This window comes from Nocardioides cavernae, from assembly GCF_016907475.1.
GTDB lineage: Bacteria > Actinomycetota > Actinomycetes > Propionibacteriales > Nocardioidaceae > Nocardioides > Nocardioides cavernae.
In genome coordinates this window covers 96,147-117,012 of record NZ_JAFBCA010000001.1, presented here as the reverse complement: position 1 = coordinate 117,012, position 20,866 = coordinate 96,147, and the positions used below count along the sequence as shown (strand labels likewise).

Genomic DNA, 20,866 nt, shown 5'->3' with positions numbered 1-20,866 from the left:
CCAACGTCCCGGGGCCGTCGGGCCCGAACCGCCGCCGGCCCCGGGACTCCCCACCCAGCAACGACAGACCCCGGCAACGGAGAGGAGACCGCGATGCACCGCGCCTGCTTCACCCTGCAGGTCCGCACGGACCGCATGGACGAGTACGTCGAGCGCCACGCCGCCGTATGGCCCGAGATGCTCCGCGCGCTCCACGACACCGGCTGGACCAACTACTCCCTCTTCCTGCGCGAGGACGGCCTGCTCGTCGGCTACCTCGAGACGCCTGACCTCGCCGCCGCGCAGGAGGGCATGGCCCGCACCGACGTGAACGCCCGCTGGCAGGCGGAGATGGCCGAGTTCTTCGTCGACCTCGACCTCCCGCCCGACCAGGGCTTCTGGCAGCTGGCCGAGGTCTTCCACCTCGAGGACCAGCTCGCTGCCCACACCCCCACCAGCACGGCCACCGACTCACCCACTCCCACAGCTCAGGACCCGTCATGACCAGCTTCTCCACCATCAGCGACCGGCTCGGCGAACTCGCGATCGAGGTGCCGTCCTGGGCCTACGGCAACTCCGGCACCCGCTTCAAGGTGTTCGGCACCCCCGGCACCCCGCGCACCGTCGAGGAGAAGATCGCCGACGCCGCGGCCGTGCACCGCTTCACCGGCCTCGCGCCCACCGTGGCGCTCCACATCCCGTGGGACGAGGTCGACGACTACGCCGCGCTGTCGGCGTACGCCAAGGAGCAGGGCGTCGCGCTCGGCACGATCAACTCGAACACCTTCCAGGACGACGACTACAAGCTCGGCGCGCTGACCCACACCGACCCGCGGGTGCGGCAGAAGGCGATCGACCACCACTTCGCCTGCATCGAGGTGATGCACCAGACCGGCTCGCAGGACCTGAAGATCTGGCTCGCCGAGGGCACCAACTACCCCGGCCAGGGCGACATGCGCGCCCGCCAGGACCGGCTCGCCGAGGGCCTGCGCACGATCTACGACCGGCTCGCCGAGGACCAGCGGCTGGTGCTCGAGTACAAGTTCTTCGAGCCGGCGTTCTACCACACCGACGTCCCGGACTGGGGCACGTCGTACGCCCACGTGGCCGCCCTCGGTGACCGCGCCAAGGTGTGCCTCGACACCGGCCACCACGCGCCCGGCACCAACATCGAGTTCATCGTGGCGCAGCTGCTGCGCCTCGGGAAGCTCGGCTCGTTCGACTTCAACAGCCGCTTCTACGCCGACGACGACCTCATCGTCGGTGCGGCCGACCCGTTCCAGCTGTTCCGGATCATGGTCGAGGTGATCCGCGGTGGCGGCTTCGGCACCGAGAGCGACGTCGCGCTGATGCTCGACCAGTGCCACAACATCGAGGACAAGATCCCCGGCCAGATCCGCTCCGTGCTCAACGTCCAGGAGATGACCGCCCGCGCGCTGCTCCTCGACACCGAGGCCCTCGACGAGGCGCGGTCCGCCGGCGACGTGCTGCGTGCCAACGAGATCTTCATGGACGCCTTCTACACCGACGTACGCCGTGACCTCGCGGCCTGGCGCGAGGAGCGCGGCCTGCCGGCCGACCCGATGCGCGCCTACCTCGAGTCGGGCTACCAGCAGCAGATCGAGGCCGACCGCGTCGGCGGCTCGCAAGCCGGCTGGAACTGACCCCCACAACCCCGTAAGGAAACCAGCACCGTGAGTGACATCAAGCCCACCGTCAACCCCACTGTGGAGCAGCTCGTCGAGCGCTCCAACCGGCTGGGCGCCGACCCGAAGAACACCAACTACGCCGGCGGCAACACCTCCGCCAAGGGCACCGAGACCGACCCGGTCACCGGCGAGGACGTCGAGCTGCTGTGGGTGAAGGGCTCCGGCGGTGACCTCGGCACGCTGACGCCGGGCGGCCTGGCCGTGCTGCGGCTGGACCGGATGCGCGCGCTCGTCGACGTCTATCCCGGTGTTGACCGCGAGGACGAGATGGTCGCGGCCTTCGACTACTGCCTGCACGGCAAGGGCGGTGCCGCGCCGTCGATCGACACCGCGATGCACGGTCTCGTCGACGCGGCGCACGTCGACCACCTGCACCCCGACTCCGGCATCGCGATCGCGACCTCGGCCGACGGCGAGGAGCTGACCCGGACCATCTTCGGCGACCAGGTCGTGTGGGTGCCGTGGCGCCGCCCCGGCTTCCAGCTCGGCCTCGACATCGCCGAGATCAAGGAGAAGAACCCGCAGGCCCGCGGCTGCATCCTCGGCGGCCACGGCATCACCGCCTGGGGCGACACGAGCGAGGAGGCCGAGGCCAACAGCCTCTGGCTCATCGACACCGCCGCCGCCTACATCGCTGAGCACACCAGGGCCGAGCCGTTCGGTCCGGCGCTCGAGGGGTACGCCGCCCTGCCGGAGGCCGAGCGCCGCGCCAAGGCAGCCGCCCTCGCCCCGACGATCCGCGGCATCGCCTCGGCGGACCGCCCGATGGTCGGCCACTTCACCGACGCCGGCGTCGTCCTCGAGTTCCTCGGGCACGCCGAGCACCCGCGGCTCGGCGAGCTCGGCACCTCGTGCCCCGACCACTTCCTCCGCACCAAGGTCAAGCCGCTGGTCCTCGACCTGCCCGCCTCCGCCTCGGTCGAGGAGAGCATCGCCCGCCTCCAGGAGCTCGCCGTCTCCTACCGCGAGGACTACCAGGGCTACTACGACCGCAACGCCACGCCCGACAGCCCCGCGATCCGCGGCAAGGACCCGCTGATCGTGCTGGTGCCCGGCGTCGGCATGTTCAGCTTCGGCAAGGACAAGCAGACCGCCCGTGTGGCCGGCGAGTTCTACGTCAACGCGATCAACGTGATGCGCGGCGCCGAGGGCCTGTCGTCGTACGCCCCGATCGACGAGTCGGAGAAGTTCCGCATCGAGTACTGGGCGCTCGAGGAGGCCAAGCTCCAGCGGATGCCGAAGCCCAAGCCGCTCGCGACCCGCGTCGCGCTCGTCACGGGCGCCGCCTCCGGCATCGGCCTCGCCACCGCGAAGAAGCTCGCGTCCGAGGGCGCGTGCGTCGTCATCGCCGACCTGTCGCTGGAGAAGGCCCGGGCCGCGGCCGCCGAGATCGGCTCGGCCGACGTCGCCGTCGGGGTTCAGGTCGACGTCTCCGACGGCGCCGCCGTCGAGGCGGCCCTGGAGGCCACCGTGCTGGCCTTCGGTGGTGTCGACCTCGTCGTCAACAACGCCGGCCTCTCGCTCTCGCGCTCGCTGCTCGAGACCACCGAGCAGGACTGGGACCTCCAGCACGACGTGATGGCCAAGGGCTCGTTCCTCGTCGCGAAGGCCGCGGCCAAGGCGATGATCGAGCAGGGGATGGGCGGCGACATCGTCTACATCTCGTCGAAGAACTCGATCTTCGCCGGCCCCAACAACGTCGCCTACGGCGCCGCCAAGGCCGACCAGGCCCACCAGGTGCGGCTGCTGGCCGCCGAGCTCGGCGAGCACGGCATCAAGGTCAACGGCGTCAACCCGGACGGCGTCGTGCAGGGCTCCGGGATCTTCGCCTCCGGCTGGGGCGCCAACCGCGCCGCGGTCTACGGCGTGGAGGAGCAGGACCTCGGCAAGTTCTACGCGCAGCGCACGATCCTCAAGCGCGAGGTCCTGCCGGACAACATCGCCAACGCGGTCTTCGTGCTCTGCACCGACCAGCTGAGCCACACGACCGGGCTGCACATCCCCGTCGACGCGGGCGTGGCGGCGGCGTTCCTGCGATGACTCTGCGCGTCGCGGCCGTCGACCTCGGGGCGACGAGCGGTCGTGTGATGGCCGCCCGCGTCGGTCCGGGGCACCTCTCCCTGAAGGAGGTGCACCGCTTCCCCAACGGCGGCGTCCCGGTCGGCGGCTCGCTGTTCTGGGACGTGCTCGGCATCCACCGTGAGGTGCTGGCCGGTGTCGCCGAGGTGGCGCGCACCGGGGAGCTGCACGGGATCGGCATCGACTCGTGGGCCGTGGACTACGGCCTGCTGGACCGTGACGGCGAGCTGCTCGGCAACCCCTACAGCCACCGCGACCCGCGCACCCGCGACGTACCCGAGCTGGTCGCCAAGACGGTCAGCGTGCAGGAGCAGTACGCCGTCAACGGCCTGCAGCAGCTGCCGTTCACCACGGTCTTCCAGCTCGCCGCCGCCCGCGGCACCGCGGCGCTGGAGTCGGCCCACACGATGCTCCTGCTGCCCGACCTGCTCGGCTACTGGCTGACCGGCGAGGTCGGCGCCGAGCGCACCAACGCGTCGACCACCGGGCTGCTCGACGTGGTGACGGGGGAGTGGTCCAGCGAGCTGGCTCGCCGTCTCCAGCTGCCCTGGTCGATCCTGCCGCCGCTGCGTGACGCCGGCTCCGTGGTCGGGCGGCTGCGCGCCGAGGTCGCGGCCGACCTCGGCCTCGCGCCGGACGTGCCGGTGGTGGCGGTCGGCTCGCACGACACGGCCTCCGCCGTCGTCGCCGTACCCGCGGACTCGGGCACCTCCTTCGGCTACATCTCCTCGGGCACGTGGTCGCTCGTCGGCCTCGAGCTCGACGAGCCGGTCCTCACCGAGGAGGCCCGCGAGGCCGACTTCACCAATGAGGGCGGCGTCGACGGCACCGTCCGCTTCCTCAAGAACGTGATGGGCCTGTGGGTGCTCTCGGAGTGCCTCAAGGCGTGGCGCGACCGCGGCACCCCTGCCACCGATCTCGCGTCCCTGCTCGCCGACGCCAGCACCGCGGCGCCGCTGCGCACCGTCGTCGACATCAACCACCCGTCCCTGCTGGGCCCGGGCAGCGCCACCGACCCGATGCCCGAGCGCGTCGTCCGGCTGGCGCGGGACGCCGGCGAGCCGCTCCCGCAGACCCCCGGTGAGATCACCCGCTGCATCCTCGACAGCCTCGCGCTGGCCTACCGTCGCCACCTCCGCACCGCCGCTCGGTTGGCCGGACGGGACCTCGAGGTGGTGCACGTCGTCGGCGGCGGCTCCCACAACCACCTGCTCTGCCAGCTGACCGCGGACGCTCTCGGCGTACCGGTGCTGGCGGGCCCGGGCGAGGCGGCCGCGCTCGGCAACGCCCTCGTCCAGGCGCGCGCCCTCGGCGCCGACCTGCCCGACCTCGCCGCCATGCGTGCCCTCGTCCGTGAGACGCACGACGTACGACGTCACGACCCCCGCCCCGGCCTCGACTGGGACGCCGCCGACCGCCGCGTCGGACCCGCCACCGCCTGACCCCACCGCCTGACCCCCACAGGAGATCTCGATGGACCAGCACGGCCCGACCCACCTCACCCGCCGCACCCTCCTCGGTGCGTCCGCCGCCGCGGCGGGCTTCGTGGCCGCCGCCAGCGCCACGCCCGCGGCCGCCGCTCCTGGCGGCGCCTCGGCCGCCACCCAATGGCTCCCCAAGGACCTCGTGCGCCGCTTCGCCTCGCCCGGCACCGCGACCGCTGCCGGCTTCCGCTGGTGGTGGCCGCACGGCCTCGTCGACCCCGTCGAGATCGCCCGCGAGGTCGACCAGGTCGCCGACGCCGGCTTCGGCGTGCTCGAGGTCGCCGACGTCACGCACAGCCTCCGCGCCCGCAACATCACCATCGACGTCGGGTCGCACGGGTGGGGCACGGCGCCGTGGGTCGCCGGTGTGAAGGCCGCGCTCGCCCGGGCCGCCGAGCGCGACGTGCGCATCGACATCACCGTCGGTCCCTCGTGGCCGGCCGCCGTCTCGACCATCACCCCGGACGACGACGCCGCCTGCACCGAGCTGGCGCACGGCCTGGCCGACCTCGCCGCCGGGGCGACGTACGACGGACCCGTCCCGGCCGCCGTGCTGCACGCCGAGGGAGCGGTGACCGAGCAGACGCTCGTGGCTCTGCAGGCGCACCGCTACACCCCCTCGACCAACACCCGCGTGCTGCCCCAGGTCGACCCCGACTCCTACGTCGACCTGCTCGGCCAGGTCGTCGACGGCGGCATCACCTGGACCGCGCCGTCCGCGCCCGCCGGCGGGACGTGGGTGCTCTTGTCCTTCTGGCAGCGTGGGTCCGGTCAGGAGCCCGAAGCCGCGCCGCACACCTCGCCGCGGTCCTACGTCGTCGACCACTTCAGCGCGTTGGGCTCGCAGGCCGTGGTCGCCCTGTGGGAGGACCGCGTCCTCGACCGCGAGCTGCGCGGTCTGCTCGGCCGCGCCGGTGGCTACCTCTTCGAGGACTCGCTCGAGATCGAGACGGAGGCGACCATCTGGACGCCGAGGATGTTCGAGGAGTTCGAGAAGCGCGCCGGCTACGACCTGCGCCCGTGGCTGCCGGTCGTGATGGAGCTGAAGGAGAAGTACCTCTACGACCTCGGCACCGGTGCCAACGCCGCGACGACCGACAGCCTGCGCACCAACCAGGTCCGCGACGACTACAACCAGGTGCTCTCCGACCTCTACCGCGACCACCACCTGCTCCCGCTGCAGGCCTTCGCCCGCACGCTCGGCATGGGCCTGCGGGTCCAGCCCTACGGCCTCGAGACCGACACGGTGGAGCACGCGGCACTGCTCGACATCCCCGAGACCGAGTCGCTCGGCTTCAAGAACCTCGACGACTACCGGGTGATGGCGGGCGGTCGCGACATGGCCGGCCACACGATCCTGTCCTGCGAGGCGATCTGCTACAACGGCGCGGCCTACAACACGATGCTCGGCGGCAACAGCGCCAGCCCCACCCAGCAGAACCAGGCGCTCTTCACCCTCAACAGCATCTTCGCCGCGGGCGTGAACCAGGCGATCATCCACGGCTTCCCCTACGCCGACGCGCCCGGCGTGACGTGGCCCGGCTTCGCCGCGTTCTCGCCCTACTACAACGGCGCGATCGGCTTCGGCGAGGCGTGGGGGCCGCGCACCCCGCAGTGGCAGCACATGCCCGACATCGCGGCGTACCTCTCCCGCACCCAGCTCGTCCTGCAGACCGGCACGCCGAAGTACGACGTCGTCTTCCTGCGGCAGAAGGGCTGGACGTCCACGGGCATCGGCGCCTTCTGGGCGACGAACGACGGCATCCCGCTCGGGTGGACCCACTCCTTCGCGACCCCGGCCCTGCTCGAGCTGCCGCTGGCCATGGTCCGCGGTGGCCGACTGGCTCCCGACGGTCCCGCCTACAAGGCGATGATCATCGGCACCGACCAGTTCCGCGGCCAGGTCGCCACGATGGCCGTCGCAACCGCGCGACGAGTGCTCGAGCTCGGCCGCGCCGGGCTGCCGATCGTCTTCGTCCGCGACTGGTCGGACCCGCGCCCCGTGGGCCTGCCCGAGGGAGCGCCCGACGCCGAGGTCGCCGAGCTCCGCGACCTCATCGCGCAGGTCAAGGCGCTGCCCACGACCCGCGTGGCGGCAGCCGACGCCGACATCCCGGGTGTGCTCGCCGCCCTCGGCATCACGCCCGACGTCGAGCACGAGCGCTCGACCGTGATGACCCTGCGGCGGGTCGTCGGCGACGTCGACCTCTACTACGTCGCCAACGCGCGGCACGCCGAGAACCGCAGGCTCAACCGCGTCACCCAGGACGTCTGGCTGACCACCACCTCGCCGCGTGCGGTGCCGGTGGTGCTCGACGCCTGGACGGGCGAGACCCGCCCGGTCGGCCTCTGGGAGCGCCAGGCCGACCGGGTGCGGGTCCGCGTCGACCTCGCCCCCGGCCAGTCCGCCGTGATCGCCTTCGCGACCCCCCAGTCGGCCGACCCCGCCCAGCTGCACGCGATCGCCACCACGGCCCTCGACGTGATGCGCGAGCCGGGCAAGCTCGTGGCCAGGGCCGGCACCGCCGGCAGCCACACCGTCACCCTCGGCGACGGCCGCACGGTCGCCGCGAAGGTGGACCGCGTCCGCGACCCCGTCGTCCCGTCGTCCTGGCGGCTGGAGGTCGAGGACTGGCAGCCCGGCGCGACGGCCACCGAGACGATCAAGCCGCTGCGGACGGCCGAGCTCACCACGCTGGTGCCGTGGAGCCAGATCCCCGGGCTCGAGGACGTCTCGGGTGTCGGCCGCTACACGACCCAGGTCGACCTCGGCTCCGACTGGAACGACCTCGACGGCGCGTGGCTCGAGCTCGGAGAGGTCACCGACACCTTCCGGGTCCGCGTCAACGGCGTGGCCGTCGGCGGGTGCGACCCGCTGCACCCGCGCGTCGACCTCGCCGGTCTGCTGCGTCGCGGCACCAACGTCATCGAGGTCGAGGTCGCCTCCACCCTCCTCAACCGGCTGCGCACCGTGACGCCGGCGGTCTACGGCGTGGCCCAGCGCCAGGCGTACGGCCTCCTCGGACCGGTCCGGCTGGTGCCGTACGTCGACCAGCCGGTCCGCCGCTGAGGATGGACGGGAGTCCGGTGCCCCTCGGTGACGACGAGCTCGTCGTGCTGCGGCTCATGGCCGAGGGGCAGACGGTCGAGGCGGTCGCGCGTCGCCTCGACGTCTCCGAGCGCACCGTGCGGCGCAAGGCCCGCGCGGCGTGCGAGGCCGCCGGCGTCGACACGACCGTCGAAGCGATCGTGTGGGCCGTGCGGCGCCGACTCATCTGATGCCCTACCCGCCCCAGCAACCCGCAGTCCAGCACCGTGGAAGGATGCCAACCGTGAGGGTCGCCCTCCAGGTCACCTGCGTCAACGACGCCATGTTCCCCGACACCGGGAAGGCCGTCGTGCGTCTGCTGCGCCGTCTCGGGGTCGACGTCGACTTCCCGCAGGCGCAGACCTGCTGCGGGCAGCCGATGGTCAACACCGGCTACCTCGACGAGGCGGTGCCGGTCGTGCGGACCTTCGTCGACGCGTTCGCGGGGTACGACGCCATCGTCACGCCGTCGGGCTCGTGCGCCGGGTCGGCACGGCACCAGCACTCGATCGTCGCCGACCGCTCCGGCGACCCCGCCCTGGTGGCGGCCGTCGCGCAGACTGGACCGCGGACGTACGAGCTGAGCGAGTTCCTCGTCGACGTGCTCGACGTGACCGACGTCGGCGCCTACTTCCCGCACCGGGTGACCTACCACCCGACCTGCCACAGCCTGCGGATGCTCGGCGTCGGCGACCGCCCGCAACGGCTGCTCGAGGCCGTCCACGGCATCCAGCTGGTCGACCTGCCCAACGCCACCGAGTGCTGCGGCTTCGGCGGCACCTTCGCCCTCAAGAACGCCGACACCTCGGTCGCGATGGGCGCCGACAAGGCGCGGCACGTGCGCGACACCGGTGCGGAGGTGCTGGTCGCCGGCGACAACTCCTGTCTGATGCACGTCGGCGGGATGCTCTCGCGCCAGCGTGCCGGCGTACGCGTGATGCACCTCGCCGAGATCCTGGCAGCGACCGAGGAGACAGCATGAGTGGCACCTTCGTCGGCATGCCGGCGTTCCCGACGGCGGCCCGCGAGGCGCTGGCCGACACCCAGCTGCGCCGCAACCTCGCCCACGCCACCCGCACGATCCGCGACAAGCGCGCCGCGGTTGTCGCCGAGGTCGAGGGCTGGGAGGAGCTGCGCGTCGCGGGCGCCGCGGTGAAGGAGGCCGCGCTGCGCGACCTCGCCACCCACCTCGAGACCCTCGAAGCGTCACTGGTCCGCGCCGGTGCGACCGTCCACTGGGCCCGCGACGCCGAGGAGGCGTGCGCGATCGTCGCGGGGGTCGCCCGCGACCACGGCGCCGACGAGGTGGTGAAGGTCAAGTCGATGGCCACCGCGGAGATCGGCCTCAACGAGGCCCTCGAGGCCGAGGGCATCGCAGCCTGGGAGACCGACCTCGCCGAGCTGATCGTCCAGCTGGGCGACGACCTGCCCTCCCACATCCTGGTGCCGGCGATCCACCGCAACCGCGCCGAGGTGCGCGAGATCTTCCGACGCCGGATGGGCGATGTCGGACGGCCCGCGCCCGACGACCTGACCGACGAGCCGTCCATGCTGGCCGGGGCTGCGCGCGAGCACCTGCGCGACAAGTTCCTGCGCGCGAAGGTCGCCGTCAGCGGCGCCAACTTCGCCGTCGCTGACACGGGCACGCTGGTCGTCGTGGAGTCCGAGGGCAACGGCCGGATGTGCCTGACCCTGCCCGACGTCCTGGTCAGCGTCGTCGGCATCGAGAAGGTCGTCGCCACCTGGTCCGACCTCGACCCGATGCTGCGGCTGCTGCCGCGATCGTCGACGGGGGAGCGGATGAACCCCTATACCTCGACGTGGTCGGGCGTGACGCCCGGCGACGGCCCGCAGGAGGTGCACGTCGTCCTGCTCGACAACGGCCGCACCCGCGCGCTCGCCGACGATGTCGGCCGGCAGGCGCTGCGTTGCATCCGCTGCTCGGCGTGCCTCAACGTCTGCCCGGTCTACGAGCGGGTCGGCGGCCACGCCTACGGCTCGGTCTACCCCGGTCCGATCGGCGCGATCCTCAACCCGCTCCTCAACGGCGTCTCCGACGAGCAGACCGCGTCCCTGCCGTACGCCTCGTCGCTCTGCGGTGCGTGCTTCGAGGTCTGCCCGGTCCGCATCGACATCCCGTCGGTGCTGGTCGACCAGCGCGCCGCCGTCGTCGACTCGCACCGCGGTGACCGGGTGCCGAAGCCGGAGGCGGTCGTGATGAAGGCCGCCGCATGGACGTTCTCCGACGCCCGCCGGCTGCGCTGGGCCGAGCGCGCCTCCGGTGTCGCCGGCCGTGTCCTCGGCCGCTTCTCCCGTACGACGCTGCCCGGCGGCCGCACCGCCGCGGGCCGCCTGCCCGGGCCCGCCGCCGGCTGGACCGGAGCCCGCGACCTGCCCGCGCCGCCGCCGGAGTCCTTCCGCGAGTGGTGGGACCGCACCGACGGTGGACACCGTCCCGATGACGATCAGGAGGGCCGCTCGTGAACACCCCACGACGTTCTTCGCCTCCCCCGCTCCGCTCCTCCGTCGAACAACGCCGCGGGGACCCCGAAACCAGCGCGCGCGACGAGATCCTCGGACGTGTCCGCTCGGCCCTGTCCGGCGTGTCGCCCGCGGTGGACCTTCCTCCGGCCCCTCGCGCCCCCGACCGCGGCGACCTGATCGCGTTGTTCGTCGAGCGCGTCGAGGACTACCGGGCGTTGGTCACTCGGTGCGCTCCCGACGAAGTCGGATCGGTGGTCGCCGAGGTGCTCGGATCGGCGTCCAGCGTCGTACCTCCCGGACTCGGTCTCGAGGTTCCCGGCTCCGTCGTCGATGACGGATGGACCGCCGCCGAGCTCGACGCGATCGACGCCGTCGTCACGCGCGCCAGGGTGGGGATCGCCGAGACCGGCACGATCGTGCTCGACCACGCGCCCGACCAGGGCCGTCGGGCGATCAGCCTCGTGCCGGACCTCCACGTCTGCATCGTCGATGCGACGCAGGTCGTGGCCGACGTACCCGACGCGATCGCCCTGCTCGACCCCGCCCGCCCCACGACGTGGATCAGCGGGCCCTCGGCCACGAGCGACATCGAGCTCGACCGGGTCGAGGGCGTGCACGGCCCTCGCACGCTGCACGTGGTGCTCTTGGGGTGACGGGGCCGGCGTCACTGCCGCCCGGCCGAGCCGCTCAGCCCGTGCCCGGGAGTCCCATGCTCACCACGACCTTGCCTGCCGTGGGGCGCCGCTGCTCGACGTACGCCATCGCCTCCGGCGTCTGGTCGAAGGCGAAGGTGCGGTCGAGGACCGGGCGCAGGGCGCCGGAGTCGTAGAGCGCAGCCAGCTCGCGAAGCTGGGCGCCGCTGGCGCGCATGAAGAAGAATTCGTAGGTCACGCCGAGCCGCTCGGCCCGGCGGCGCACCCGACGGCTGAGGAGGTGCATCACCAGGGCGAGCGGGCGGGGGGCGCCGACCTGGTGGGCGAACGCGGCGTCGGGTGGGCCGGCGACACCGATCGCCAGGCCGCCCTTGCGCAGCACGGTGAGGGACCTCTGCAGGTTGTCGCCGCCGACGGAGTCGATGACCAGGTCGTAGTCGGAGATCACCTCGGCGAAGTTCTCGGCGCGGTGGTCGATGACGATGTCGGAGCCCAGTGTGCGTACGAGGTCGGCCGTGCCCGCGTTGCAGGTCGTGGCGACGGTGGCGCCCAAGTGCTTCGCGAGCTGGATGAGTGTCGATCCCAGTCCACCGGCCCCTGCGTGGACCAGGACCTTCTGACCGGGCTGCACCTGCGCTCGTTCGACCAGGATCTGCCACGCGGCCAGGGAGACGAGCGGGACCGCGGACGCCTCTTCGAAGGTCAGCGACCGGGGCTTGAGGGCCACGTCCTCCCGGTCCACCGCAAGGTACTCGGCGAACGTGCCGATGTTCGAGTCGCGCGGACGCGAGTAGACCTCGTCGCCGACGGCGATGTCGCGCACCTCGGCGCCGACCTCGGTGACCACGCCGGCCAGGTCGTGGCCCAGGACGAACGGTGGCCTGCGCTTGATGAGGCGCTTGAACTCGCCGGCGCGCGTCATCGTGTCGAGCGGGTTGATGCTGGCGGCGTGGACACGGACAAGGACGTCCGCCCCGCCGATCGTCGGATCCGCGATCACGGTCGGCACGACCCGGTCCGTGCCGTACCTGTCGACGACGAATGCCCTCATGAAGACTCTTCCCTGCTCTGGTCGTGAGGTGTGCGCCCACTGAGGAGCTGTTCAGCCCGGCGCAGGACGTCGTGCCTTCCCCGGGTCAGCAGCTCGTCGGCGAGGTCGTCCGGCAGGGCGCGGGCCAGCTGGAGGATGCCGACCATCGAGGCGAAGAGGCTCATCGCAGCGAGGCGGCGCCCTCCAGGATCTTTCGCGTCGAGGAGAGCCGCCATGGCGTCGACCATCACGACGACCTCCTCACCGTAGGCGCGGCGGGTCGACGCCGAACCTCGCGACACGTCGAGGAGCAAGGCCGCCGAGGGGCATCCGCTGCTGATGCTGTCCCGGTGATCGCGCGACAGGTAGTCGTCGATGAAGGCGAGAAGGCCGTCGGGGGCGCTCAGGTCGATTCCTGCTCGCTCGCTCTGGTGGCGCACCTGATCCGTGACGACGTGGGTGACGAGCTCGTCCTTGGAGTCGAAGTGCGCGTAGAAGGCACCGTTGGTCAGACCGGCGTCCGCCATCACTGCCGCGATGCCCGACGCGTCGACGCCGTCGCGCTTGAACCGCCGACCGGCAGCGTCGAGGATGCGCCGTCTCGTCGCGTCCTTGTGGCCATCGGCGTACCTGGTCATCCGGCATCCTCCGGGGTCTGGTCCTCGGGACCTCTGAGTCGTAGTCTGACGATCGTAATACTACGATAGGCAGACAGGCGAGTTCACGATGAGCAACCACGCGTCAGACCACACCGTCACGGCCTACAAGGACGCGCCCACGCGTGAGATCACGGCAGGTGGCGTCACCTTCGCCTATCGGGAGCTCGGCCCGACGGGTGGTGTCCCGGTCGTCTTCTTCGTGCACCTGGCCGCAACCCTGGACAACTGGGATCCTCGGATCGTGGACGCCATCGCCGCCCACCGGCACGTGATCACCTTCGACAACCGGGGCGTCGGGGCCTCGTCCGGCACGGTGCCCGACACGATCGAGGCGATGGCCGACGATGCCCTCACCTTCGTCCGGGCGCTGGGCCACCACACGATCGACGTCTTCTCCTTCTCGATGGGCGGCATGGTCGCCCAGGCGCTCATCGTCAAGGACCCCGGCCTCGTGCGCAGGCTCGTCCTGACCGGCACCGGTCCCAAGGGCGGCAAGGACATGGACAAGGTCGCGCGCACGACCTACTACGACATCCTTCGAGCCGCCCTGACGCGCTCGGACCCGAAGGAATTCCTCTTCTTCAACCGTGACGCGTCGGGCAAGGCGGCGGCCAAGGCGTTCGTGAAGCGCCTCGAGGAACGCGCCGCCGACCGGGACTCGCCGATGAAGCCGCGGGGGTTCCAGACGCAGCTCGCGGCGATCAAGAGGTGGGGGCGGGGTTCACCCGACGACCTCTCGGTGATCACCCAGCCGACCCTGATCGCCAACGGCGACAACGATCGGATGGTGCCGTCGATCCTGTCCGAGGACCTGCACCGCCGGATCAAGGGCTCGCAGCTGATCATCTACCCGAACTCCGGGCATGGAGGGATCCTCCAGCACCACGACGAGTTCGCGCCCATCGCAGCAGCGTTCCTCGCCCCGGGGGCAACCACGGCAGACGGCACAGGATCATCTTGAGCACCGGGTGTCCGCCCAACTGCTGGTGCCCGCCGGCCTCACGTCGTCAGGACGGTCCTACGGGATCGCGTTGATCTGCTCCCAGTCCCGGATCCGCCCGTTCCACCGCTCCAGGACCCACGGCCACTGCTCGCGGAGCTCCGGGGGTCGCTGCTGGTTGCGGCTGGTGGCCCACTCGCGTGCGGCCTTCTCGGCCTCACGGCCGGTCACGGCTGTGAAGTCTCGGAGCGTGCGGTCGCGCTCGGGCGGATCCTCCGGCCCGGGCGCATAGGCGACGCGGTACATCACGTACATGAGCCCTCCTGAGTCTTTACCTCCACTCAGACAGGAGGGCGCAAGGATGACTTTGATACGTCGGGCAGGAGGTGCTCGAGCACGCCGACCTCCTCGACGTTGTGCCTCACCCATGCCTCGGCCATGGCGGGCGGGAAGACGCGTGAGGTGAGGTGGCGGTTGACCGGCGCGGCCGCCCGGAGGCGCGACCCGAGGTCCATCACGCTGACGTAGTGCGTCCCGTCGGGTCCCCACGACCAGGTGTGCTCGAGCTGGAAGATCCGCACCCCGGCGATCCGTCGTACGAGCCGGATGCCGGTCTCGTCGAGCTTCTCGACCCGTTCGACGGAGTCCACGCGGAAGCGCTCGTCGCGCCCGAACGCCTCGACGATCCGATAGCTCGCGCCCTCGTCCGCGCCGCCGCTCGGTGCCGGGCGGGCCAGCTCCCAGGTGATGTGGTCGAGCGGGTGCCACGCGAGGTAGCCCGACATCCGCTCGCCGGCGTAGTCGATCTCGTCGCCGATGTGGCGGAACCACCACAGCAGCATCGGCGGCGTGACGCCGGCCAGCGGCTGGTGGTCGATGGTGACCCGCATCCGGTGGTGGGACAGCCGGCGGATCGTGCTGCGCGCCGAGTCCGTGGTGCGCAGCGGGTGGAGGACGGGCCGCGGCGCGGGGAGGGGCAGCGGTCGGGCCACGGTCGTCACCTCCGGTCGGCGGGGCTCCCACGGTAGGGGCGAAGGTGCGCTGCGGGCCAGAGGTCACCCCGCTGTGGGAGGCCGCGGCTTGCCGGGACTGTGAGACTCGCTCCCATGGAGCACCGCACCCTCGGAAGGACCGGCCGCGAGGTCTCGGTCGTCGGTCTCGGCACGTGGCAGCTCGGCGCTGACTGGGGCGACGTCAGCGAGGCCGACGCGATGGCCGTGCTGGAGGCGTCGGCCGAGGCCGGCGTGACGTTCTTCGACACCGCCGACGTGTACGGCGACGGCCGCAGCGAACAGCTGGTGGGCCGCTTCGTCGCGGCGCACCCGGATGCCGGCTTCACCGTCGCGACCAAGATGGGCCGCCGCGCCGAGCAGGTGCCGGCGAGCTACGTCGAGCCGAGCTTCCGCCAGTGGCTGGACCGCTCACGCAGCAACCTCGGGGTGGACACGGTCGACCTGGTGCAGCTGCACTGCCCGCCGAGCGAGGTCATCGACGACGACCAGACGTACGACGTCCTCGACCAGCTCGTCGACGATGGCGTGATCGCGGCGTACGGCGTCAGCGTCGAGACCGCCGCCCAGGCGCTCAGCGCGATCGCCCGGCCCCACGTCGCCAGCGTGCAGATCATCCTCAACGCCTTCCGGATGAAGCCGCTCGACGAGGTCCTCCCCGCGGCGGCCTCCGCAGGTGTGGGCATCATCGCCCGGGTGCCGCTGGCCTCGGGGCTGCTGTCCGGGAAGTACGACCTCGACACCACGTTCGCCGCGGACGACCACCGCACCTACAACCGGGACGGCAGCGCCTTCGACGTCGGCGAGACCTTCTCCGGCGTCGACTACGCGACCGGCGTCGAGGCGGCGCGGGAGTTCTCCGCGCTCGTCTCCGACTCGGGCATCGACGTCACCCCGGCGCAGGCCGCCGTCGCCTGGATCTGGCAGCAGCCCGGGGTCTCGACCGTCATCCCGGGCGCGCGCAACGTCGACCAGGCCCGGGCGAACGCCGCCGCCGGGCTCGTCGGCGAGCTGCCGGTCGCCTTCCTCGAGGGCGTGGCCGACCTCTACGACCGGCACATCCGGGGGCAGGTGCACGCTCGCTGGTAGGTCGGCTCCCTGCCACAATCCGTGCATGACGGGACGGGCACATCCGGGAGTCGACGCCTACATCGCGAAGCTGCCCGAGTGGCAGCAGTCGATCTGCGAGCAGCTGCGCGAGATCGTCTGGGCCACCGATCCCGAGATCGAGGAGACGATCAAGCGGACGGTCCAGCCCTACTTCGTCCTCGAGGGCAACGTGTGCGCCATCCTGGCGACGAAGGACCACGTCAACCTCTTCCTCTACGACCCGACCGTCAGCGATCCCGCCGGCGTCATCAACCAAGGGCACGACAACCTGACCGCCCGGTCGATCCAGATCTACGCGGACGACGCGATCGACCGCGACGCGATCACCGGCATCCTGGCCGAGATCGTCGAGCACAACCGCCAGGGCGGGTGGCGTCGGCTGAGCCGCCCCTGACTGCGCGACCTCGTTCGGAGACAGTCAGGCCTGTGCAGGCTCAATGTGCCTGCGCCGGACGACCAGCAGGACGCCCACCACCAGGTAGGCCAGGATCGCGGCCACCGATCCGAGGTAGGCGCCCTGGTCGACGAGGATCGCGCTGCCGGTGAGGATCGAGAAGTCGAAGAGTCCGTGGATGACCGAGTTGACGGCGTTGCCACCGCTGGCCCGGCGGATCAGGTAGAAGAAGTAGCCGGCGAAGCTGACCGCGACGGCCTGGGGGAGCGCGCTCCTCAGCTCACCGGTCAGCGCGTTGCTGATGTGGACAGCACCGAACACCACGCTCGACCAGAGCGCGACCTTGCCCTCGGTCAGGCCGTGCGAGCGGAGCGTCACCACGCCGATGCCGCGGAACATGCCCTCCTCGCCCCAGCCGACGAGCTGGGTGGCGACGAGCAGGGCGAGGACGAAGCCGAGCGTCTTGTCGGCCAGGTCGGCGTAGTCGATCGCCATCGCGATGCACACCACGAAGATGACGGGGACGGCCCACACCCACCGCTGCACGGGCTTGTCGTCGTGCAGGACCGGCCGCAGCCACCCGAGCCAGGCGGCGATCGCGTAGGTGTAGACCAGCGCGGCGCCCAGCGGCAGCCACATGCCGAGGATGACGTCCTCGGTCGTGTACAGGCCGTCGTCGAGGTCCCACGCCGACCCCGCGACGAAGCCGACGCCCTTGATCACGGCGAGGTAGCCGATCACCACCAGCGCGAAACCGACGTACGACAGCCGCCGTCCCGGCGCGTTCACACCCGTGTCCGTCACCCACCGCAGCCTAGGGCTTGCGCGCCGGGGCATCACGGAACGCAGTCCGGCCGCGCGAGGCGGACGTCGAGGCCGCGGGTGAGGTCGTTGTTGCCACGAATCACCACAAGCGCCGCGCCGCCATCCGTGTTTCAGCTCGGATCAGGGTGAGCCGATGTCGCGGTCACCTCGTCCGCAGGGGGTGATCCGGGGCCGTGCTGGCGCACCTAGCGTCGCCGGTGGAGGGAGAGTGATCACGTGATCCGGGTTCTCAATGACATGCCTGTCGGTGTCGTCGGGCTCGAGGCGATCGATGACGTCGAGGAGGAGGACTACCGCGACGTCCTGGTTCCCGCCGTTGAGTCTGCGATCGCCGAGCACGGCCGGGTGCGCCTCGTCTACGTCCTCGGCCCGGACTTCGACGAGTACGAACGAGAGGCGGTGTGGGAGGACCTCAAGCTCGGTGCACGCCACGCGTCATCTTTCGAACGCATTGCGGTCGTCACCGACGCACCGTGGGTAGGACCGGCCATGCGGGTCTTCAGCATCCTGCTTCCAGGGCAGGCGCGGGCCTTCCCGCTCGCAGAGCGGGTGGCTGCGACGCAATGGGCGGCGACCGGCGACCTGCCGGGACCGGGCGACGTCGGTCAGTCCAGGCGATAGGGACTGGGCCCGGGCACCCAGGTGACTGACTGCGCGGTCGCGTAGGCGTCGACCGCGGTGCGGATGGTCGGGTAGAAGCGGTCGTCGCTCAGGGTCGGAACTCCGTATCTTTCGACCTTGGTCTGCACGGCATCCTTCAGCTCCGCGAAGACCAGCCGCGTCCCGGCCCCGTCGAGGTCGGCGTCGAGGTCGGCGAGCATGTCTGCCGCGGTGGTGTCGACGTCGGTGATCGGTTCCGCCGCGACGATGATCCACGCGGGCCGCGGCTCGATGGCAGCGAGACGGCGTACCTGGTTGCGGAACGTGCGCGCGTTCGCGAACAGCAGCGGTGCGTCGAACCGGTAGATCGCGAGACCGGGCAGGTGCTCGGTGGTCTGGCGGTAGGCGGTGTCGTGGTAGCCGCGGACGTCACCTGCGCGGCCGAGGATCGCCTGGTGGGGCCACCAGACGCGGCGGAACACGTTGAGGATGGACATGCCGACGGCCGCAGCGATGCCGTACAGCACCCCCAGGAGGGCGACGCTGAGGAAGGCGATGAGGGCGAGGACGAAGTCGGAGCGGCGTTGGCGCCGGAGCCGACGCAGTCCGGCGAGGTCCGCGAGGGACAGCGATGCGGCGATGACGACTGCTGCGAGCGCTGGCTGCGGAAGGTTGCGGAGCAGCCCGGGCGCGACGACGAGCAACGCCACGATCGCTGCCGCTCCGACCAGGCCGGTGACCTGGGTTCGCGCGCCGCTCTGGAACGCGACGGCGGTCCGCGACCCACTGGTGCTGACCGGGAACCCCTGGAAGCATCCCGCGGCGATGCTGGCCGCGCCGACGCCGATCATCTCGCGGTCCCCGTCGATCTCGTCCCCGGTCTTGTCGGCGAACACGGACGCGGTCGAGATGGTGTCGGTGAGCGAGACCAGTGAGATGCCGAGGGCGCCGGCGAGCAGGAGTCCCAGGTCGCCGATCGGCACCGTCGGAAACGTGAGCGGTGGGAAACCCGAGGGGAGCTCTCCGACCAGGTCGACGCCTCGGTCCGCGAGGTCGAACGCGGCGACGGCGGCGATCGCGAGGACGACGGCGGCGAGCACGGCCGGGAAGATCGGCCACAGGCGCTGAAGTCCCACGATCAGGACCAGGCATGCTGCCCCGACCGCCAACGAGGCGCCAACGGTCTCCCCGTCACCGACCGCCTCGACGAACGCGACCGCCTCACCGATCAGGCCGTCCGCGTCGACGGAGAACCCGAACAGCTTGGGCAGCTGGCTGACGAGGATCGTGAGCGCGAGGCCGTTCATGTAGCCGATCTGGGTCGGCTTCGACAGGAGGTCGGCGATGAAGCCGAGGTTGAACACCCCGGCGAGCACGGTGATCGCACCCACCAGGAGGGCAAGCACGGAGGCGTACGCGACGGCCGTCGCCGGGTCTCCGTCGGCTGCGACGAACGGAACGACGATCGCGGCGATCATCGGGCCGAGCGATGAGTCCGGACCGAGGACGAGCACCCGGGACGGACCGAACAGTGCGTAGCCGAGCAACGCGAGGATGGTCGTGTACAGACCGGTGATGGCCGGCAGGCCCGCCAGCTCGGCGTACGCCATCCCCTGCGGGACCAGCAGCGTGGTGAGCACGAGTCCGGCAACCAGGTCCTTGCCGAACAGGGCCGGTCGGTAGGACCGCAGCATCACCAGCCCCGGGATCGTGCGTGAGAGGGCACCGAGGCGAGAGGTCGCTGCCACTGCCGCTCCTCTCGGTCGGCCTTCCCGTCCGGCGCGGGCCTGTCCAGTACGCCCGAGGACATCACCTCGGATGGTGGGTCCGCACCGCCCGGACTGGGTGACCTCCTCGCCACGGTCCCCGCAGCGCCCGCGCTACCGTGGGGCGCCAGCCGAGATCCTGCCGCAGGGGAGCCAGCGTGAGTGAGGAAGACCCGACCCAGGGTGAGTACCCGGACGCTGACCGGGCGGCGGTCGAGGACGAACCGGCCCCGTCGGCGCGGGTCCCTCTGAGCAGGGACCGGATCGTGTCGGCAGCCCTCGACTTCATCGACGACAACGGTCTTCCCGGCCTCACCATGCGACGGCTGGGCGAACAGCTGGGCGTGGAGGCGATGGCGCTGTACCGCTACGTGCCCAGCAAGGAGGAGCTCCTCGACGCGGTCGTGGAGTCGCTGGTCTCCGACGTGCAGTCGGACGAGGTCGTCCTCGATGCGCCGGAGGACGGGTGGCAGGACTTCCTGCAACGGCTTGCCCATGGTGTCCGTCGGATGGCGCTCGCTCATCCCAAGGCGTTCCCGCTGGTGGCATCGCGCCCGGCGGAGGCGCCGTGGTTGCGGCCCCCGCTTCGCAGCCTGGAGTGGGTCGAGACCTTCCTCTCGGGGCTCGTCGCGGAAGGATTCAGCGACGAGGCCGCCGTCGAGGGTTACCGCGCCTACACGAGCTTTCTGCTCGGTCACTTGTTGCTCGAGGTCGCGGTGCACGGTGCGGACGTCGGCCCGTTGGACGTCCTCGATGACCAGACCGGTGAACCCGGAACGTCCCAGTACCTCACAGTCGCACGACTCCGGGACCGGCTGTCGGAGGACAGGTCGGCGGTCGAGTTCGAGGAGGCCCTCGAGGCGCTGCTCGATCGGATGACCATCACCCGCAACGAGCACGTGAGCGACTCCACCTGACAGTCATCTCACGGGTGGACGACGTCCCGGACAGCGCAGCCAGGCGTGACGGGCGTCCCTCTGTAGGGGTGAAGTCGCCCGTCGGAGTCGCATGAGCCTTCACGCGGTGGGTACGACTTACGTTGTAAACCACTAAGAG

General features: G+C 71.2%; 20 protein-coding genes. 14 read left to right on the top strand and 6 right to left on the bottom strand.

The window, feature by feature from the left end; genetic code table 11:
• Window positions 1-93: 93 nt before the first annotated feature.
• The 9 genes from JOD65_RS00605 to JOD65_RS00565 all read left to right on the top strand — a co-directional run bounded on the left by JOD65_RS00605 (window position 94) and on the right by JOD65_RS00565 (window position 11,476).
• Window positions 94-483: an L-rhamnose mutarotase gene (locus JOD65_RS00605; protein WP_191194246.1), complete on the top strand. Its 390-nt coding sequence runs from the start codon at window positions 94-96 to the stop codon at window positions 481-483.
• The gene (gene rhaI / locus JOD65_RS00600; RefSeq protein WP_191194247.1) at window positions 480-1,643 is read left to right on the top strand and encodes an L-rhamnose isomerase; all 1,164 of its coding nucleotides are present in this window, start codon (window positions 480-482) and stop codon (window positions 1,641-1,643) included. Before JOD65_RS00605 ends, rhaI begins: the two co-directional genes overlap by 4 nt.
• A 30-nt stretch (window positions 1,644-1,673) precedes the next feature.
• Complete coding sequence (locus JOD65_RS00595) at window positions 1,674-3,728, top strand: bifunctional aldolase/short-chain dehydrogenase (protein WP_307820861.1); 2,055 nt, start codon at window positions 1,674-1,676, stop codon at window positions 3,726-3,728.
• Window positions 3,725-5,209: a rhamnulokinase gene (locus tag JOD65_RS00590; RefSeq protein WP_191194248.1), complete on the top strand. Its 1,485-nt coding sequence runs from the start codon at window positions 3,725-3,727 to the stop codon at window positions 5,207-5,209. The genes JOD65_RS00595 and JOD65_RS00590 overlap by 4 nt, the downstream gene beginning before the upstream one ends.
• Window positions 5,210-5,240: 31 nt before the next feature.
• Complete coding sequence (locus JOD65_RS00585; RefSeq protein ID WP_191194249.1) at window positions 5,241-8,321, top strand: glycosyl hydrolase; 3,081 nt, start codon at window positions 5,241-5,243, stop codon at window positions 8,319-8,321.
• Between the two features lie 17 nt (window positions 8,322-8,338).
• The gene (locus tag JOD65_RS00580; protein WP_204810885.1) at window positions 8,339-8,530 is read left to right on the top strand and encodes a helix-turn-helix domain-containing protein; all 192 of its coding nucleotides are present in this window, start codon (window positions 8,339-8,341) and stop codon (window positions 8,528-8,530) included.
• A gap of 53 nt (window positions 8,531-8,583) precedes the next feature.
• Window positions 8,584-9,321, top strand: coding sequence for a (Fe-S)-binding protein (locus JOD65_RS00575; RefSeq protein WP_307820859.1), 738 nt, complete (start codon window positions 8,584-8,586; stop codon window positions 9,319-9,321).
• Window positions 9,318-10,823: a lactate utilization protein B gene (locus tag JOD65_RS00570; protein WP_191194252.1), complete on the top strand. Its 1,506-nt coding sequence runs from the start codon at window positions 9,318-9,320 to the stop codon at window positions 10,821-10,823. Before JOD65_RS00575 ends, JOD65_RS00570 begins: the two co-directional genes overlap by 4 nt.
• A 119-nt stretch (window positions 10,824-10,942) precedes the next feature.
• Complete coding sequence (locus JOD65_RS00565) at window positions 10,943-11,476, top strand: LutC/YkgG family protein (RefSeq protein WP_307820858.1); 534 nt, start codon at window positions 10,943-10,945, stop codon at window positions 11,474-11,476.
• A gap of 34 nt (window positions 11,477-11,510) precedes the next feature.
• Here JOD65_RS00565 and JOD65_RS00560 read toward each other — a convergent pair whose 3' ends face one another.
• Together JOD65_RS00560 and JOD65_RS00555 are read right to left on the bottom strand one after the other, a co-directional pair.
• Window positions 11,511-12,527 (bottom strand): NADP-dependent oxidoreductase, encoded by a 1,017-nt coding sequence (locus tag JOD65_RS00560; protein WP_191194254.1) that lies wholly within the window; start codon window positions 12,525-12,527, stop codon window positions 11,511-11,513.
• The gene (locus JOD65_RS00555) at window positions 12,524-13,144 is read right to left on the bottom strand and encodes a TetR/AcrR family transcriptional regulator (protein ID WP_191194255.1); all 621 of its coding nucleotides are present in this window, start codon (window positions 13,142-13,144) and stop codon (window positions 12,524-12,526) included. The genes JOD65_RS00560 and JOD65_RS00555 overlap by 4 nt, the downstream gene beginning before the upstream one ends.
• 88 nt (window positions 13,145-13,232) lie before the next feature.
• Between JOD65_RS00555 and JOD65_RS00550 the strand changes: the two genes are divergently transcribed.
• The gene (locus tag JOD65_RS00550; protein ID WP_191194256.1) at window positions 13,233-14,126 is read left to right on the top strand and encodes an alpha/beta fold hydrolase; all 894 of its coding nucleotides are present in this window, start codon (window positions 13,233-13,235) and stop codon (window positions 14,124-14,126) included.
• A gap of 57 nt (window positions 14,127-14,183) precedes the next feature.
• Here the strand turns inward: JOD65_RS00550 and JOD65_RS00545 are convergent, their stop codons facing one another.
• Together JOD65_RS00545 and JOD65_RS00540 are read right to left on the bottom strand one after the other, a co-directional pair.
• On the bottom strand, window positions 14,184-14,420 hold the full coding sequence (locus tag JOD65_RS00545) for a hypothetical protein (protein ID WP_191194257.1): 237 nt from the start codon (window positions 14,418-14,420) through the stop codon (window positions 14,184-14,186).
• Window positions 14,421-14,446: 26 nt separating this feature from the next.
• Window positions 14,447-15,097 carry a hypothetical protein gene (locus JOD65_RS00540; RefSeq protein WP_204810882.1) on the bottom strand — a complete coding sequence of 217 codons (651 nt, stop codon included), beginning with the start codon at window positions 15,095-15,097 and terminating at the stop codon, window positions 14,447-14,449.
• Between the two features lie 114 nt (window positions 15,098-15,211).
• Between JOD65_RS00540 and JOD65_RS00535 the strand changes: the two genes are divergently transcribed.
• Both JOD65_RS00535 and JOD65_RS00530 read left to right on the top strand, forming a co-directional pair.
• Window positions 15,212-16,204, top strand: a complete 993-nt coding sequence (locus JOD65_RS00535) for an aldo/keto reductase (RefSeq protein WP_191194258.1) — start codon at window positions 15,212-15,214, stop codon at window positions 16,202-16,204.
• A 25-nt stretch (window positions 16,205-16,229) separates the two neighbouring features.
• On the top strand, window positions 16,230-16,619 hold the full coding sequence (locus JOD65_RS00530; protein WP_191194259.1) for a DUF1801 domain-containing protein: 390 nt from the start codon (window positions 16,230-16,232) through the stop codon (window positions 16,617-16,619).
• Between the two features lie 24 nt (window positions 16,620-16,643).
• Here the strand turns inward: JOD65_RS00530 and JOD65_RS00525 are convergent, their stop codons facing one another.
• Window positions 16,644-17,423 (bottom strand): CPBP family glutamic-type intramembrane protease, encoded by a 780-nt coding sequence (locus JOD65_RS00525; protein WP_307820856.1) that lies wholly within the window; start codon window positions 17,421-17,423, stop codon window positions 16,644-16,646.
• A gap of 237 nt (window positions 17,424-17,660) precedes the next feature.
• On the opposite strand from JOD65_RS00525, the gene JOD65_RS00520 reads away from it, so the two are divergent.
• Window positions 17,661-18,065 carry a SpoIIAA family protein gene (locus tag JOD65_RS00520; RefSeq protein ID WP_191194261.1) on the top strand — a complete coding sequence of 135 codons (405 nt, stop codon included), beginning with the start codon at window positions 17,661-17,663 and terminating at the stop codon, window positions 18,063-18,065.
• Here JOD65_RS00520 and JOD65_RS00515 read toward each other — a convergent pair.
• Window positions 18,050-19,792 (bottom strand): SulP family inorganic anion transporter, encoded by a 1,743-nt coding sequence (locus JOD65_RS00515; protein ID WP_307820855.1) that lies wholly within the window; start codon window positions 19,790-19,792, stop codon window positions 18,050-18,052. The genes JOD65_RS00520 and JOD65_RS00515 overlap by 16 nt on opposite strands.
• Before the next feature lie 176 nt (window positions 19,793-19,968).
• Here JOD65_RS00515 and JOD65_RS00510 point away from each other — a divergent pair, with 176 nt between their 5' ends.
• Entirely contained in the window at window positions 19,969-20,727 is a 759-nt protein-coding gene (locus tag JOD65_RS00510) for a TetR/AcrR family transcriptional regulator C-terminal domain-containing protein (protein ID WP_191194262.1), read from the top strand.
• Window positions 20,728-20,866: the final 139 nt, after the last annotated feature.

Coding starts and splice junctions, on each gene's coding strand:
- JOD65_RS00550 (WP_191194256.1), top strand. CDS start 13,233: ATGAGCAACCACGCGTCAGACCACACCGTCACGGCCTACAAGGACGCG.
- JOD65_RS00605 (WP_191194246.1), top strand. CDS start 94: ATGCACCGCGCCTGCTTCACCCTGCAGGTCCGCACGGACCGCATGGAC.
- JOD65_RS00535 (WP_191194258.1), top strand. CDS start 15,212: ATGGAGCACCGCACCCTCGGAAGGACCGGCCGCGAGGTCTCGGTCGTC.
- JOD65_RS00590 (WP_191194248.1), top strand. CDS start 3,725: ATGACTCTGCGCGTCGCGGCCGTCGACCTCGGGGCGACGAGCGGTCGT.
- JOD65_RS00555 (WP_191194255.1), bottom strand. CDS start 13,144: ATGACCAGGTACGCCGATGGCCACAAGGACGCGACGAGACGGCGCATC.
- JOD65_RS00560 (WP_191194254.1), bottom strand. CDS start 12,527: ATGAGGGCATTCGTCGTCGACAGGTACGGCACGGACCGGGTCGTGCCG.
- rhaI (WP_191194247.1), top strand. CDS start 480: ATGACCAGCTTCTCCACCATCAGCGACCGGCTCGGCGAACTCGCGATC.
- JOD65_RS00570 (WP_191194252.1), top strand. CDS start 9,318: ATGAGTGGCACCTTCGTCGGCATGCCGGCGTTCCCGACGGCGGCCCGC.
- JOD65_RS00545 (WP_191194257.1), bottom strand. CDS start 14,420: ATGTACGTGATGTACCGCGTCGCCTATGCGCCCGGGCCGGAGGATCCG.
- JOD65_RS00585 (WP_191194249.1), top strand. CDS start 5,241: ATGGACCAGCACGGCCCGACCCACCTCACCCGCCGCACCCTCCTCGGT.
- JOD65_RS00530 (WP_191194259.1), top strand. CDS start 16,230: ATGACGGGACGGGCACATCCGGGAGTCGACGCCTACATCGCGAAGCTG.